Annotated in this window: 16 protein-coding genes; all 16 read right to left on the reverse strand. The window is 50.5% G+C overall.

Going from position 1 to position 16,369, the window contains the following annotated elements; translation table 11 throughout:
- Window positions 1-110: 110 nt before the first annotated feature.
- Window positions 111-1,910: an O-antigen ligase family protein gene (locus AC6I8I_RS22310; RefSeq protein ID WP_312757558.1), complete on the reverse strand. Its 1,800-nt coding sequence runs from the start codon at window positions 1,908-1,910 to the stop codon at window positions 111-113.
- A 286-nt stretch (window positions 1,911-2,196) separates the two neighbouring features.
- Window positions 2,197-2,985, reverse strand: coding sequence for a LuxR C-terminal-related transcriptional regulator (locus AC6I8I_RS22315; RefSeq protein WP_312757560.1), 789 nt, complete (start codon window positions 2,983-2,985; stop codon window positions 2,197-2,199).
- A 303-nt stretch (window positions 2,986-3,288) separates the two neighbouring features.
- Entirely contained in the window at window positions 3,289-3,780 is a 492-nt protein-coding gene (locus AC6I8I_RS22320; protein ID WP_497828730.1) for a FidL-like protein, read from the reverse strand.
- Entirely contained in the window at window positions 3,752-4,492 is a 741-nt protein-coding gene (locus AC6I8I_RS22325) for a winged helix-turn-helix domain-containing protein (RefSeq protein WP_312055638.1), read from the reverse strand. Before AC6I8I_RS22325 ends, AC6I8I_RS22320 begins: the two co-directional genes overlap by 29 nt.
- An 843-nt stretch (window positions 4,493-5,335) precedes the next feature.
- A complete protein-coding gene (locus AC6I8I_RS22330; RefSeq protein WP_497828731.1) occupies window positions 5,336-6,835 on the reverse strand; it encodes a hypothetical protein in 1,500 nt (499 codons plus the stop codon).
- Window positions 6,836-6,846: 11 nt separating this feature from the next.
- Entirely contained in the window at window positions 6,847-7,266 is a 420-nt protein-coding gene (locus AC6I8I_RS22335; protein WP_497828732.1) for a YuaE family lipoprotein, read from the reverse strand.
- Between the two features lie 19 nt (window positions 7,267-7,285).
- On the reverse strand, window positions 7,286-8,128 hold the full coding sequence (locus tag AC6I8I_RS22340; RefSeq protein WP_497828733.1) for an MrpH family fimbial adhesin: 843 nt from the start codon (window positions 8,126-8,128) through the stop codon (window positions 7,286-7,288).
- Between the two features lie 94 nt (window positions 8,129-8,222).
- Entirely contained in the window at window positions 8,223-8,762 is a 540-nt protein-coding gene (locus tag AC6I8I_RS22345; protein WP_312757569.1) for a fimbrial protein, read from the reverse strand.
- Complete coding sequence (locus AC6I8I_RS22350) at window positions 8,759-9,277, reverse strand: fimbrial protein (protein WP_497828734.1); 519 nt, start codon at window positions 9,275-9,277, stop codon at window positions 8,759-8,761. The genes AC6I8I_RS22345 and AC6I8I_RS22350 overlap by 4 nt, the downstream gene beginning before the upstream one ends.
- 9 nt (window positions 9,278-9,286) lie before the next feature.
- Window positions 9,287-9,817 (reverse strand): fimbrial protein, encoded by a 531-nt coding sequence (locus AC6I8I_RS22355; protein WP_233988549.1) that lies wholly within the window; start codon window positions 9,815-9,817, stop codon window positions 9,287-9,289.
- Window positions 9,818-9,832: 15 nt separating this feature from the next.
- Window positions 9,833-10,306 (reverse strand): fimbrial protein, encoded by a 474-nt coding sequence (locus AC6I8I_RS22360; protein ID WP_497828735.1) that lies wholly within the window; start codon window positions 10,304-10,306, stop codon window positions 9,833-9,835.
- Between the two features lie 61 nt (window positions 10,307-10,367).
- Window positions 10,368-11,006: a fimbrial protein gene (locus AC6I8I_RS22365; RefSeq protein ID WP_497828736.1), complete on the reverse strand. Its 639-nt coding sequence runs from the start codon at window positions 11,004-11,006 to the stop codon at window positions 10,368-10,370.
- A 54-nt stretch (window positions 11,007-11,060) separates the two neighbouring features.
- The gene (locus tag AC6I8I_RS22370; RefSeq protein ID WP_409455995.1) at window positions 11,061-11,804 is read right to left on the reverse strand and encodes a fimbria/pilus periplasmic chaperone; all 744 of its coding nucleotides are present in this window, start codon (window positions 11,802-11,804) and stop codon (window positions 11,061-11,063) included.
- 109 nt (window positions 11,805-11,913) lie between these two features.
- Window positions 11,914-14,532, reverse strand: a complete 2,619-nt coding sequence (locus tag AC6I8I_RS22375) for an outer membrane usher protein (protein WP_497828737.1) — start codon at window positions 14,530-14,532, stop codon at window positions 11,914-11,916.
- On the reverse strand, window positions 14,532-15,068 hold the full coding sequence (locus tag AC6I8I_RS22380; RefSeq protein ID WP_497828738.1) for a fimbrial protein: 537 nt from the start codon (window positions 15,066-15,068) through the stop codon (window positions 14,532-14,534). Before AC6I8I_RS22380 ends, AC6I8I_RS22375 begins: the two co-directional genes overlap by 1 nt.
- A 65-nt stretch (window positions 15,069-15,133) precedes the next feature.
- Entirely contained in the window at window positions 15,134-15,673 is a 540-nt protein-coding gene (locus AC6I8I_RS22385) for a fimbrial protein (RefSeq protein WP_312055628.1), read from the reverse strand.
- Between the last annotated feature and the right edge of the window lie 696 nt (window positions 15,674-16,369).

Below are 16,369 nucleotides of genomic sequence, written 5' to 3' on the forward strand. Positions count from 1 at the left end.
AGCGCCAGGTGCAATCTGGCGCTCCCAGGCAGAACGCACAGGACTCAGGCGACGGATTGCTGCGTAGTTTTCGCCGCAGCAGCTTAAGCAGACTGGCCATCCAGCGCGGTTCATTCATGCCCTTGCATAAATCGTTCATCATGGATGAACACACGTGCCGCATTGGCGCGCAGACGTTCATAAGTCGTATGGTCGCCCCGGCGTTGCGCAATGATCATCATTGCTGCACTGACTTCAGGATTGTTATGAACCGCGAGCCACTTTTCTCCCCAGATGTAAAACTCCCCTACCGCCTGAGATCTTTGCAAAAATCCTGGCGTATTGGCTATCAGCAGGTGTTGATCGTAGTCCAGCCGTTCTGCCTGCGTCATCGTTCGCCAGCTCACCATCGGCAACGTGGGTAGCAATCCCTGGTTCATCTCCGCTTCAGCCTGGGTCAGCATCGATTGCGTAATAAAACCTGCTTTCAGTCCAACAACAATCACCCAACCCCCCAGCAAAAGCGGAATCGTGACTGCACGTCCAAAGCCAGATATGTTGACAGGCTGCAGAACTGAATCGGGTAAACCCGTACGAAACAATACAAGCAGCAGCATGAGATGAGGCGTGGAAAGATAGAGTGGATACTCCAGCATCATATGGATCACCACAGGCAGACCCGTCAATGGTAGCAGCCAGCCAGCCCTGTCCGGATCGAGTGAGTCACGCAGCCGAAGGATGAGTGGCCAAATCCAGATACCGGCTAATAACAGCAAGCCTGCCAGGGCAATGATTCCGCCTTCGGCCCAGACATACAACGCTTCATTATGCGGGTGCGTAACGGTGTCACTCTTTTGTACTAAACCCAGGGCCGCCACCGCCGATGGGAATTGCGCTTCGAAGCTACCCAATCCGCTGCCGGCCCAAGGGTGCTGTTCAATCATTTCAGCCGTCGCTTCAAGCATCAGAACGCGTTCAACGGTAGATTTTTGGTGTATCAAATCGGCGTGCTGTCCTGCGGGCATTGCCCATAAGCCAATGCCTGAACAGCATCCTGCTAACGAGACAATTAACATGCCTTTCCACAACGCCGCTTTAACATTGATTCGCGGCTGGCGTCGCCAGTCGGCTAATCCGGTCAGTAGTATGGATAGAATCACACCGATCATTCCGGTTCGGCTCTGGCTAAGCGTTATTGCCGCGCATAGCGGATACAGGGGAAGTAGCCAAACGAGTCTGCTTCTGCGTGTGGCTGCGGTAAGCGCAAGATAAAGCGTTACTGCTGCGCCCGTAGCCAGCCAGCTTGCCAGCAGGTTACGCTGCTGAAAAATGCCATAGGGTGAAGTGCCATAAAAATCCATCAAACGCAGGGCGATCTCCGGCAGCCAGGCCTGCATCATGGCTTCGCCAGCCTGCAGCAGAGAAGATAAAACCACCAAAGCAAGTAAAATGCGTCGCTTAGATGACGTAAGGCTCACCTGACAGAGAGCCAGACAAAACAGCAGCGCTCCAGCGATTCCTGTCAGACGTGGCACGGCATGGTTTCGCCACAAAGCGGATGATGTCCAGCACCATGGCAGCCACAGCATAGCGACTGCCAAAAAAGCGATGAACATGAAACGTGATATCAGGATCTCTCCGCTTCGCAACACATTCAGGAGTGCAGATAAACTGCACAAAAGCATCACACTCCATGCAAGGATGTTCTGAGGCATTTCCAGCCCTGTTCCGCCATTATTTCCGAAATAAATCGGCAGAATAACAATCAGGTAAAGCGTGATGAGAGTCAGCGTTAATGCGCCGCGTGAGAGAAAAAACAGCTTCAACTCAGCTGCCCATTTTCGTTGCGTCTTGCGGATTATGTTCATTTTCAGTTCAGTCGGGATGTTAAGTTGCTTTAAGCGCGGGAAGTGATAATAAACACCGGGCATGATGGTTTCATATTGTGGCAATTAAAAAATGACGACCGTAACGCCAGGCGTTATTAAACCGTCACCAGCATCTTCTGATGCTGGCTGCTCTTCGCCCGTTTATCTATGCCAGAGGAGTTATCATTACAGAAAGATGAAACAATTCCGCGCCTGAACGCGGCGTGTTCAGATGAGCAGCGCAGCAGGCAATATACAGCTTTCCACCCACCAGCCAAAAACCCTGACGGTAATTAATATAATTTCATTACCAGAATATTTATCATTATCAGTAAAGCCTGTTAAAAAATTAGCAGTCGGCGGTTCTGCTACACAATCTCTCCAGGCAGGGTATGGCGGTATACAGTTGTGTTATTGCTCGCATCGCCCAGGCCTCTTCTTTACGATCGCTGATGCCGAGTTTGTCGACGGCTTTATATTTATGGGCGAGGACTGTTTTGCTATCAATATTTAACACACGGGAAACATCGCTGGTTCTTTTGCCTTTCCCCAGTTCCGCCATAACCCGAAGTTGCCGTTTACTCATCCATTTCCTGACAAAAAACCGCTTAAATTGTTTTTGTACCAGGCACGATGAAATCATCTCCGCCAATTGCTGAACGCTCACTGTAGAGGGAATTAATGAAATACCTTCTACAATGGCATCCTCGCCGCAAAAAGTGACAGGCAATTCCTCGCTGATAACAACCTGTTTAATTTTATTGTGATTCCTCCGAATTTTCAGAATATCCGGAATACTTTCATAAAGCTCATTAGCGGTGTTAAATAGCCATATAACTGCCTTTGGATTAAACTCATCGACTACAGACTGAACCTCTGCTTCCTTAGACGTTACCTTGAGATGTACAGAGTGATTCTTAGCTAAAATATGCCGCACGCCCATTACGGCGTAATCATTGCCGGCAATCATCATCACCTTATCAATCTCCACAGAGGAGATATTCATGCGCGGTTTCAAATAATATTCACTGCCGCTTTTTTCATCTGACAGGTATCTGACGTTATTTCTGATGTTGCCGTCCCAAAAGTCAGGAATAACTAAATTATTGCAATGATGGCGAACGCTAGCATTTCTCATATCCAGAGCCTCTCAAATTCGTACCGGTTTATCGCCACCGTTAAAAGGGTGAGATCAACCAGTCACGAACGGTATCGGTGATGAGAGTAATTATGTCCCGCCAGCGCCGGGACCAGTTCATTATATTTTATATGGCTTGATATATAAATTTATACTCTGACAATATAAGCGTTAGCAGCTTAAATCTCTGGATGAACGACTTTCTGAATCAGCAGGTCGACGCGGCGTAAACAACATAGCATGACTCAGCAGCGGCTGCAGGTTCAGGCAAAGGATCAATCAGGTTAGCCTGAAGTCATGGCTTTACCGTTTAACGCATAAATGTCGGGGCCCCACCATATTGCCAATCAGATACCCATTGTTCAGTTTAATCACAACCAGGTGGTCGGTCTGCTCTGAGGTATGCGAGTAGATATATTTAGTGAAAACGGCATCATCCAGATCATCACCTTTGTATTTAGCGACGTTAACTTTGCTTAACGCAAAATTTTTCTGGTCGGTTTTGTCAAAAGAAAAATGCATAAATCGTTCAAATGAGTAAAGTTTACCCGTTTCTGCAATTTTACGCGCTTCGCCGGAAAACATAACGTTGCCCTGCCCGTTACTGGAAAAAGTAACGGACATAGTGCCTTTCAGGTATTCCCAGACACCATCGTTCGGTACAGTATAAAATGTTGATACGCAATCTACTCTGTTATCTCTTTTCTTCAAAAAACCAAAAAACGCCAGAGTGATCGCCAGAATAATAATGACGACAAATACAGTCCTAAACCTTTGGAAATTCATAAACATCATAGCATCCTGCGAATTTTTGACTGCCATCTTTTTGATAAGTACACCGGGTTATAAACGCTGCGCCCTGGCCATTTAAAACAACCTCATCGGAAGGATGATAAATATATACATCATTACCGATACAAGGCGCATATTTATCTATCATCTCTTTAGCAAGTCTTAATTTAACTTCAGCGGTTTCAGGTGAATTTTGATAAAGCATATAAACATTGCAACGCCCAACGCTGCCTATTTTGAAAACATCATTTTCATCCCATTCACCACGATTGATTAATGCGTAACCGATTATCGTAATGGCCAGTAAACAGACAGCAGAGGTTATAATAATCTTGTTACCCGGCTTTTTATTCTCAATGGCTACCGGCTTCCCGACGACACCCAGCTGCTGAACCTTCAGATCTTCAGGCATTAAAAAGCCCGCGCGGGTTATTGTTTTGATCAACTCACCTTGAAAACCAAGTTGTTCAAATTTTTTTCTGAGCAAGGAAACATACTGATTCAAGGTATTATTGGACGCATTAGCGCCGTAATTGCTCCATATCTCATCAAAAATATGCTCCCGGCTCATCACCTTACCCCGGTTTTCCAGCAACAAGCACAGTATTCGTGAGGCTGTCAGCGGAAGTTGCGTTTTTTCATTTTCACTTAAACGATGCCAGATAGCGTTATTGGCTTCATCGTAAAAGAAATCCTCTTCAATGATGTACATCATTCCTCTTCGAACCCATGATTAACAAAAACAGGATCTATTTTTTGCGTTCTAAACCGACCCGATGAAACCGGATACTCTTACGGTTAAATTCTACGACCGCGATCACGGTATTTTCTCTGACTGCCGCATTCTCCCTGAGTTAAGACAGGCGGCAAGGTGGCCTGTTCTTCGTGACAATGATCAACGCTTTCGCGTGAGACAGTCACCTGATCCCTGTATGCCCTGAACAGCAGAATATGACGGTTTCTGCCGTTTTAAAATTATGTACCGCAACAGTAATATCATCAGGCTACAAAGTATTCAGTCTGATTTTAAAAAATTGCGTACATTTAAGCAGGTACCGGGATTGATACTAACCGATGCAAAAATATCAATCAAAGAAGATGGAGGGACAGGACTGAACAGCAGCGGCAGTTCGCTGACTTCATGCCGTCTGAAGATGATGATGCAGTCCGCACCGGCACGCTCAACGCTATGCAAGAGAGGCCCCCCCTTCATCAGATGAAACCCTTCGACAGACTGATACCTCACCACTGATATCACTATGCATAACCGGGCGGCAGCCGGCCCGGTTTTAGCAGACAGAGTCTCATTCCGCGTTATGCGCGCGGGTTCCTTTCCAGCAACTCAGTGCGGGCGCTGATTCCAGGTTATCAGCCGCGAAAATGCTGGCTACCGTCGGCAGCCGACACCAGACCGATGAAATAATTTACGCGCTTTACTGTCATCTTTAGGCCTGTGTTTAAAAAAGCGTTTTATCAGGATAGGCGCATTTTGGCTGGTCAACACCACATCATTAATACTCACCTGGACAGGCAGACTTAAGCAGTGATGCAGTTCCGCTCAGACACTGTGCTGAGGCAGCTTCTCTCCTCGCAGGTGGTATTCCATTACCGTATAAGGACGTACACCTGGCGGCAGAGGATGTTCACCATAGACGGTTTTGGCCAGGGCATAGGCAACGACCTCTCCCCCTTCGCCGGGCAAACGCATACCATCCTTAACGATCGCAGGCATATCATCATCAGCACGTAAAATCATGGGAGGCACCCGGCTGATGATTGTTCCGTCGACAACCTCTTCAGTCATCGAGAGCATGACCGGCTGCCCCGCTGACACGGCTTTCCCGTTGCGTACCCGATACCAGACAATGCCGTTTGCCGATTTCAGCGGCTTGCGCCCTGTCGCCAGCGAACGAATTTTTCTCTCCCCCTGCATCACCTTTTGCGCGACAGCAACCTGTACGGCTTTAACAAAGTCAGCCTGTGCCCGTCCGGCTTCTTTTGGCTTCAGGCGAACGGCTGTGCTCAGGCCATCTTTGATGCCTGCCTGGAAGGTGACATTATCAATATCGATACCGGCATCGCGCCAGTCATCCAGCCGGGCATGAAGTCCTTTAGCCATCATCACTCCGGCAATATAGGCCTGACGGTTCGCCGCGCTTTTCAGGTCTGGCGTGATTTGCTGGTGCATTTTTTCACGCAGTTCTGCCAGCGTGGTGGCAGCTTGTTTCAGCTCATCACTGCGGCGGTTAAGCGCCTGTTCCAGCTCGCTGGCTGCCTGTTCCTTCTGTTTGAGTGAATTCAAAAGCTCTGTGACCGTATTTTGACTTCCGGTCAGGGCATTGTTTTTATGGATCAGCTCGACCTGATTTTTGGCCAGATTTTGCTTTAACACCAACTGTTCCCGATCGCGTTCTGAAAGCTTTTGCTCAAGCGCCTTAATATTTTGCTGCTGTTGCTGACGCTGTTTAACATCCGCAGCAGTCAGCAACTGTAGCTTGTCCTCCCGCTGTTTCAGAACGGTGTTCAGATCGCTAATCTGAACGTTCAGCCTGGCAACCTGTTGCTGGCTTTGTTGTAACGCATCTTGCAGGGCGGCAACCTCCGGTGATTCGGATGAGGCGGGTTTTTTTACCTGGGCACTTTCTGCTACTGCAGGATGACTGCTGGCTACTGCTGCAGGATGATTGCTGGCCTGTGCCAGGGCATCCTCCAGTCGCTTGTTCAGCTGTTTAATGGTTTCAACATCTGTTTTATGCTGGCTGGACAGCCTATTTATCCGCTGCTGCAAAATTAAATCAGCAACCGGCTGTTCTTTCCTTTTTCCAGGCTGTTTCAGACTAGAAATGCCCGTTTCCGTTTCATTTGTTGCCGGTTGAGGTGCTGACTCAGCATGATGATGAGCCGCCACCATCGCTTCGAGGCTCCAGCTTTCATCAGACGGCTGTGACAACAGGGACTCGGCGGCAGATGAAGAGATCGTTCCCGCAGCAACCCACTCAGGCAGGATCAAAAAGAGAGCAACGGCAACCAGTCTGAAAGATGAAGTGAAGCAGCGCACAGCTGTTATCCTTAGCGAACGTCAATAGCCTGGTTAATCAGGGTCTGGGCCAGCGCGCCCTTGATGCGATAACAAAGGTTGACCAGCGCGTACTGAAAGCGCGGACGGGCCAGCTCTGCCACCTCCGGGCTGACGTCATCTTTCACCGACAAAAACCCGGCGGAACTTTTCATTAGCCCGTCGTATTGCGCCAGATATTTGCGATATTCGGTCATGTTGACGGTGCGCAGGGATTCCAGATCGCGATTGCACTGAGCAAGGGGAGATAAAGACGACCTCACTTCATTTGTTACTGACTCAGGCGAAACCTTTTCTCTTTCTGGAGTGGGTTGGGATTTGAGCGCCACATTTTCCCGTGCGCTGCAACCCGCAATGCTCGTCATCATCACCATGGTGATCAAACAAAACCCGAAAATAATAAATTTTTTCATTTTATTTTTCCCGAAACACTTATTGATAGTTCACCACCAGCGGTGCTGAGCCAGAAAAAGCCCCTTCCGTTGGCGTGCCTTCAAGTGTTGCAGTAATTTTCAGCGCACTGATCCCCGACGGAACCGCCTGCGTCGTACTTAATTCTTTATTATTAATTTTTAAGCCTGCCTGCATACCATTGGACAAGGGAATGCTATTAGTGCCATTAACAGACTGAAAACTAATATTCATCGCTGCGGTACAGGAAAGATTAACGCTATTTTCAGCCTTTGCTCCCGCGGCACTCTTTTTGGCAATATCACCAAAAGGGATATCTACAGAAGCATTTTTAAACGAACAGGTTTCATTGCTCGGCATCGGGAATAAACAGGCCCCGGACATTGATGGCGGAGTCCAGAACCTGTTATATAAACCAATGTGATGCAATACCACGCCAAAACATACATCTTTTGGATAAACATGCTGCGTACCGCCAGCTTGTGAAAATGAACCTGTGATATTACCAACGTGACTTGAAAGCTCACGTAGCGTCCATGCGCCATTAATATCATTTGGTGAAATGAATGTAGGGAGCCCGGTACCTGTACCGTCTGTCGTGTGAATGGTGAAAATAGCCAGCCGGCAATGCGTGCCACCCCAATAATCAGCATCACATTTGTCTGCAAAATCTGGCATATCCATTAATTTAGTATCAGCTAGTTTGTCATCAACAAAGATATTTCCAACGGCGACAGATGCTTCGTAGTATTGAGACGCCGGCCCTACTTTATAAACATAGGGCCATGTTATCATCGCAGCCCGAGAATGCGTGATAATATTTAAAATAAAAAAAATACCCATTAATATTTTTTTTGTGTTCATTTTTTACGTCCAGATTAATTAAATAAGACGAAACCCAAAATAAATATTTAAGTCATGGGGCGTCCTGGTTTTATTGATGTCAGCGAACAAAAAACTATGGATATTCCAGTAAAAACGTGGTCACAGCTTCAAAGGTGCCCTTCCCGACAGTTCTGTTTTTAACCCCTGCATCACTGGCCTGAATATAAGATGAAAACTTCAACTCAGTGGTGCCGGAATTTAACGCATATCCTTTGGTTTGCTGATTAACCGCAATATCGCCGCCATCCGCGGCCTGAATACCAATGGCCAGATGGTCAACACCATTGCGGCTGGACAAGGCGAGTAGCCCTGGCTGTTCTGCATCTTCAGTACCGGTAAAGGTCACTTTCACCTGGCTCCCCAGCGACAGGTCGCAGTCCTTTAGCAGAATATGAAACGGAAACTGCCAGGTACGCGGCGGGGTGTAAAAATAAAAGTTTTTATCCGGAATGGTGCCGAAATCAACCAGCACATTCTCGCCGTCGCCACCGGTGGCTACGGTACAGGGTTCCGCCACCAGCGTGCCTTTGAAGTCCACATCCGAAGAGGCCGCCTGCACCGGCATATGCAGCATAACGCTCAACAAAACCAGCAACATAAATAGCCTGTTCATGCGACCTCCACGGTGAGTTTCACCGTCGCGCTAAAAGGACGGGCGTCTAACTCTGTAGCCGGATCTTTAACCGGAACCGCCGTCAGTACGGGTACCGCTTTATAGCCGAAGCGAACGGCCTGATTAAGTTTTTGTGGCTTGCCATTGCTTTGTAGCTGGATGCCCAGTCCGTTGACGTCCGTTTCTACCGCTGCTTCATCAAATGCGACGGCCTTGCCTTCAATTTTTAGTGTCAGGTCGGGTACATCAGCCCCCGCATAGTTAGTGCACGACACCGTAAAAGGGACGGGTTGCTGATAACGCTTGCCATCGATTTTATGGATCCCAACTGCGTCACCAAAATTCACCAGCTGCCGGCCGTTGTTGGCATTGATGGAACACTCAACCACCCTTAGCGTACCGTGAAACTTTGCCGGGCCTTCAATTGGAGCGGCATACAGCGCAGGCGCAAGTAATAATCCGCCAATCAAAACCGAATAAAACCAGCCGCTACAGGTTTTGTTTACCATTTCCATTCCGTTACCTCAGGGTATTTGCACCGCCAGCGTGGCCGTTGCGTTAAAATCCCCGCCGGCAAATTTAGCCCCTGGCTCTCTCACCAGCATGGCCAGCATTTGATAGGTTCCTGCCCCTTTACTCAGCGGATACCAGGTGCTGGGTACAATGTTTGACATATTACTGTCATTAATCGCCACGATAACGCCTAAACTCGGGACATCGGTTGACAGCGCTAAATTATTAAAGGATGAGGCATTACCTTTAAACTGATACTCCACTCCGCCGGTAAACCCGTTGGTGCAGGAAATGGTCATCGAGAAAGGTTGCGCACTGGCACCTGATGAAACAGCCATGTTGGTGCGCGTCTTCCCTTCTGTAATGTCATCAACTTTTACATCGCCAAAATCGACATCTACAGCACTGGCACTGCAGCTACCGGCGATCAGGGTTCCGTGAAACTTCACCGTCGCATCAGCCATCGCCGCCGGAGCCAACAGGCTTGACAGCAGCAGCACCGCACTCACGTTAACCGCGAGATTCTTTATTTTTTTCAGCATGATTTTCTCCTCTTCTCAGCTCATCTGCAGAACCAGCGTGGCCGAGGCGTTAAATTCCCCGCCGGGAAGCTTGACCCCAGGCTTTGTCGTCAACCCGGCGGTGATGTTGAAGCTACCGGTATTGGATGACAGACCAAACACCTGCTTCACGTCATAAAATGTGTTCAGATCCAGCGCACCGTAAGCCGTGGCGCTGACGTTACTTAATGTGATGCCCAGACCGGGGACATCGGTTGTCAGCGCCTGGTTATCAAACGATGACGGCGTACCGACAATTTTCATTTTTACGGTACCGGCTGGCGGGCTGTCGCAGGTGATTGAAACCGGAACCTGCGCCGTGGCGGAGTAGACCTGATCAACCTGCACGTCGCCAAACTCGACGCTGACGGTCTGTCCGTTGTTCACGCTACAACTGCTTGCCACGATCGTCCCGCTGATGTTGACAGTCAGTGAATCGCTATCCGCCTGCGCTTCTCCGATCACGGTCATCAGGCTGCAAAGCAGCAGGACGCGCACGAGGCGTTTAAAAAAGGGGCTTGTCATATCAACCTCAGTCATAGCTCAGCCGGAAATCAGCCACTGCACGGAACGCGCCCGGCACCATCGGCCCCGGAACACGTTCAGCAACCACCGTCCACGACAGGCTGTTATCGCCCGGGGTGAGAAGTTGAGGCACACCGTGGCTCCCCAGACGAATGTCACGGTTGTGGCTATCGGTCAGGCGCAGAGCAATGCCCTCAACCCCGTTAAGCTTCATCAGCGAAGGATTGCTAAAGTCTGCCGGTGCAGTAAAGGCGACACTGACCACCGGCTGATCCAACCCCTGAACCGTACTGTCGGTGCGCTCATCCATCAGGTGCCCGGATGCCACCAGACAATCCTGCAGCCGCACGCTAAAGGGTACCGGCTGACTGCGCGCGCCAGGCTGGCTGAGATCACCGGAAGCCAGCGTGCCGAGGTCAACCGTCTGGTCCAGCGAATCCATAACCAGTCGGCAGGGGGAGTCGACCAGTTGACCGTAAACGTGCAGCAGGCCATGTTCTCCATCCACGTCCTTAAAGGATGCTCCGACGCTCATTTCGGTTCCGGCTAACAGCATCACAGCACTCAGCAGCAGGGTACCTCCCAGCGTGCCCGTCAGAGCGGATTTCAGCATGCCGGCGCCCGTGCCTGATGTCTCTTTTTTCATATCTGTTTTCCTTATTCCTGCACGGCGGGCCGGGACGTTTTCTGCCTGCCGTGATTATTTAGAGGTGTTTGATGCGACTTTGCAGACAGAGCCATTACAGCTAAAAGTCAGCACCGGCCGGCCGCCCCAGTCGTTGATGTAGGCGATATGTGGCTGACTGCCCAGCGCGGCAGCGCGCACCCCAAGGTCAGCAGAGCTTTGTGGTGCCAGCATCAGCGGCTTCATCTCAGTTTTTCCGTCTGCCACCAGCGTGACGTAATACGGCGTCGGGTTAGTCACCTGATAGCGATCTCCCTGACGCGTCAGGGTCAGCTGTTCCTGCCACGGTGTCTCGCTGCTGGCACCTTTCTTCACCAGGGCAGTCGGGCGATAAAACATTTTCACTCGCGTCTGGAGCGCCAGCTGCAGCACGTTTGCCTTCTGGCTCTTTGGCGGGATTTCACGCAGGTTAAAGTAAAACAACGACTCACGATCCTGCGGCAGTTTTGCTGTGGCATCTGCCGACAGCTGGATTTTCACCAGACTTTTCGCACCCGGTTCAACCCGCTGCAAAGGCGGTAAGGCCATCAACGGCGACTGAATTTTTTGCCCGTTGCTGTCTTCGACCCACGCCTGAGCGAGATACGGCAGTTTGGTATTATCATTGCGGATGTTGACGCTCATGCTCTTCTGGCTGCCATCAAAAATCACCCGGGTTCGGTCAAGTGCCACAGCGGCATTGGCTGCCTGCATAGCCGTCAGGCTCATCAGCGCTACGGTAACCGCAGCCTGCACAGAAGGAAGTAGCTTACTTTTCATGTTGAGTGTCTCTCTGTTATTCAGTGGTGTGAGTGCCGTCCCTGGCCGCACCGCCCTGTGCTTCCTGTTTTACCTGCCGCTCTCCGGCAACAGGCTCTATGCCTGACATTTAGTGGTCAGATTGTTGTGATAGTCCCTGTCCAGCCTTCACTGTCTGACAGGTCAGGAATAACGGTAATCCGCTATCCGCTGCAGGCAGCTTCTGTGGCACCCTGAACTGACAAACCGGGGTTTCATTTTCACGCACTTCCATCTGCACACCCGGTTCAACGCCCGCCAGCCACACGCTGCCGTTGTCATCCACTACGCCTACCTGATGCGTATCGCGCCAGACTACCGAACCGAACGCCGGGCTACTGCCATCGGCAAACTTTATGACGGCCATCAGCTTGCGGCCCATCATCACATCCAGTTTGCGGTAACCAATGGCTCCCTCGGTCATGGTCAGTTCGGTGAGCGGATGACTGACTTCCATATCATCGCCAAGACTGTCTACATCCACCCCGGCACTGCTGCGCCAGTAGCCATTCATTCCGGTGACGACCGCCTTACCAAAGTGATTGGTGTGCTGCACAACCGAACTGTTTTTCAGCGGGACACCGGCAGCCTCACCGGTATCCAGCATCAGACGGGTTCCGCCGTTAGTACTGACCGGATGCAGTGCCGCACCGTGGCGGGTAGCGGTAGCCCCTCCCTGTACCGAAAGCCCCACTGAGCTATATTCCCCTTCGCTGTAGCTGGCACTCAGTGATCCACGCGCCACGTCGCCGTTATGGGTCAGGTAGCCACTGGCTGTTTTACGGTTTTTCGCATCGGTGCCGGCCTGCAGGCTGTAACTGTTGTTGTTATCAATGCTGTCATACCAGCCAGCGGTCTGTGAGATGCCGCTGCGGGTACTCTGCGCGTTGTAACTGACGGATCCCCCGTTGCTCCACGGAATGCTCAGGCTCAGGTAGGCACCGTCGTCTTTAACTCCCCAGTACTGGCTGCGATATCCGGTCAGACTAATGCTGATATTTTTCCAGCTGCCAATGTCGAGGTACTGCGACAACGTTACGCTGTAGCGATCCTGATCCGGACGATCCCAGTAGGTCCGGTGGCTATAGTTGCCGAACAGACTCATTTTGTAGTCGCGTAGAGCCTTGCTCATGGTGATGGTGTACAGCTCTTTCTGACGGCCGCGCGTCATACCCCATGACCGGTCATCGAAGCGTGTCTCCAGATAGTCACTCATCGACATAAAGTCTTTCTCGGCGAAGCGGTAACCCGCAAAGGTCACCTGCCCATCAATTTTTTCAAACCGTTTGGAATAGCTCAGGCGGTATGATCCCCCCTGTTTTTTCTCCCCGTTGGGCAGAGTGGCCTGCGACTCGGTCACGTCGAATGACACTGCCCCAAAGGCCAGCAAGTCACGCCCAATACCCACAGCCAGCGCGGCATAGTTCTTTGAGCCCACCAGACCGCCAAACAGTGACCAGCCGTTAGAAACCCCCCAGGAGAACTCACCGGTGGCGAACGGATCGCCCTGCACACGGTGCTTCCAGTCTGTCGGCTTCCCGGCAGCCAGCTTGTAGCGCACCATTCCCGGACGTGTCAGGTAAGGGATCTGTGCCGTATCGACTTTAAAGGTCTGCACGCGTCCATCCTGCTCTTCAACCCGCACATCCAGTGTTCCCGCGACGGACTGACTCAGCTCCTGAATACGGAACGGACCCGGTGCCACCTGGCTCTGGTATATCACCCGTCCTTGCTGACTGATGGTGACCTTCGCGTTGGTTCTCGCCACCCCGGTTACCTCAGGCGCATATCCTTGCAGGTTAGGCGGCAGCATATTGTCATCGGTGGCAACACTGGCCCCGACAAAACGAAAGCTATCAAACAGTCCGGAATCGAGATCGGCCTCACCGAGCGTCAGCTTTGCCCCCAGCCCTGGCAGAGCCCGATAGAGGTAATACCGGCTCCACTGAAAATTCTGGCTGGTGTGGCCGCCGGTACTGTACCGTTGCCCCTGCCAGTCAGCACGCAGGCGCCATGGGCCAATATTGGCTCCCGCGGTCCCGTTACCACTGACACTGCTGCTGTCGCCGTCACGGGCTGCAAACTGCTGCGTGGCGTTGAGGTTATAGTCAAACAGCAGCCCCGCAATGCCCTCATCCCAGCGCGAAGGAGGATCCCAGTCAGGCGAGGAGTACTCCAGATAAGCCTGAGGAACGGACACACGGAGTGATCCACTGCCCAGATCGCCGGTAGCGGTCATGCCTGGCACCGAGGCCATATTCAGGCACTGCTGGCCGTTCAGTGTTTTCCACGCCAGCTTCCCGGCGACGTCTTCTTTCAAACCCAGCAACTCCACCATCTCGGTGGTCAGACAGGGTTCGCTGCCGTGCGGATCATCTGGCGGAACCGCAAAGGTCACCGTCACTTCGCGGACTTCAGATCCGTTGACTTTCAGCGTCAGTGGATAATCACCCGGCATCACATATCCGGAACGGGCAAAGTGGCTGACGTCAATGTTGCTGCGGTCTTTGACATCCATCACATCAGTGTTGAATTCGGTCACCTCCGCAGCTGCGGGTATCGCTTCCTCACTCAGGGAATCCGCTGACGCAGGCAGGCTGTCTTGCGCCGTTACCCTGCCAGCCGTGCCGCTCAGGGCCAGCGCCAGCATAATTGCCTGCGTCAGCGGATTTAGCGCGGGAAACCTGCCGCCATGACGAAAGGGTTTCATTAGTCGTACTCCATAAAATATCGCAGGGTGGTGTAATAACTTCCCGGTTGAAGTGGATGGCTATCGCCCATTAGTTGCATGCGGTAGTGCAGCGCCATCTTGCCTGGGACAATTTTTATCGGTGGCACGGGTTGATTTGGTGTAACCGGTGTGCCGATCTCATCCAGAATGGCCACCCCTTCGCCGCTCCCGCTCCCCTGCAGAGCGAATAAATTCGGACCATCCGTCGCCCCTTCAAATGTGATCCGCACATCCTTCCAGGGTTGATGCGTCTGGCTGGCGTTTTGATTGAGTACGCAATTGACCAGATGCACGGTGAAAGGCACTTGCGGACCATGACCGTCATTAATCAATTCACTGGCAGGTACGTTTCCCAGTTCTATACTTTGATCGGCATCCGATGTGGCAATCGCGCAGGGGGTGTCGATAATGCTACCCTGCACCTGGATATGCCCATGCCCATGCCCCGCAGCCACTACCGGATGTGCCATGCACAGCAACACCATCACTGCATAAAAGTGTCTGTTCATCATCATTCAGGTGTGTCGGTGTATGACGGTGCCCGCAGGCGGGCACCGTAGGATTTCAAAGACTCTGAGACTTACTGATAAGAGAGTACGAAGTCAGCGGCACCAGAGAATGAACCTGGAACCACAGGCTGGCCGTCACCTTGCAGGTAAGCAGACATAGCGATAGTGGTATTGTCCGCCGTCAGGGTAGTTGCAGCAGATTCCTGACCCAGCTTGATTTGTTTTTCAGATGCGTCGTTGATAACGATCGCCGCACCACTTGCAGTACCTGAAACACCCCATGCGTCAGGCATGTTAGTGTCTGCGGTACCACTCCAGGTGGCGGTGACCGTTTTATAGGTGCTGATATCACAATTTTCGAGCGCAATTTCAAACGGAACCGGAGTAGATTTACCGTTATTTGCCAGAGCTGAATTAGATACCTGTCCCAGGTCAACGGTCTGATCTGCGGTAGCTGGAGAGATTGAGCATGGTGAGTCAATAATTTCACCTTTAAAATGTACGGTACCGTGACCCTGACCACCAACAGTGCCCGATGCCGCAGCATTTGCGAAACCGCTTACCATAGCCATGCTTAAACCCATTGCCAGTGCAATTTTTGAAAACTTCATTTATATTTTCCTGTTTAACGTTATTGCCAAAAAACAAAGTCACACTCGCCTGATTCCAAAATAACAACACCATATCCTGGTCAGGCGAATACATTTGACGGCGGCAATAATATAAAAACGAAAAGTTTTGTCAAATTATGGCAAAAAGAGTAATACTAAAAATAAAGTCCTTTAAAAACAATTACTTATAATAAGACTAACGCAAAAACAAAATAAAAAACAGATCACCAATGAAATTAAAGACAATACGTCCTCACCGATCAGATCAGAAGGACAAAACAATATTTTATAGGGGATTCATCGCATGAATCGACTTAGAAAAACAACCAGAAGAATAAAAATCACTTTCATTAGCAACAATAAAACAACACAACGCCGCGCAAGTCGGGATTAAAAAAATTAAATGTTAAAAATTAATATAAACTTAAAGCTTTTGATTAGGAATATTCTACTGATCGCATTTATCATGCCTGAGGATTCGATTTACACAGTCAGGTAAAATTATTACGAATATTCCTAATGGACTGTCGGATGCGCCTTTCTGCCGCCGATCAATATAGGAAATTTCGCCTCAGGATATTGGGTTGTTTTTTTCGCCTTTACTCTTCGCTACACGCCTTTACCTGATTTTTCTGCCATCAACCTTATTGCGGCCGATAATTTTGCCGTAAAACGATCCGATCTTGCCTGCATTGG

This window comes from Pantoea sp. X-Soil-YNGN-775 (assembly GCF_059730575.1).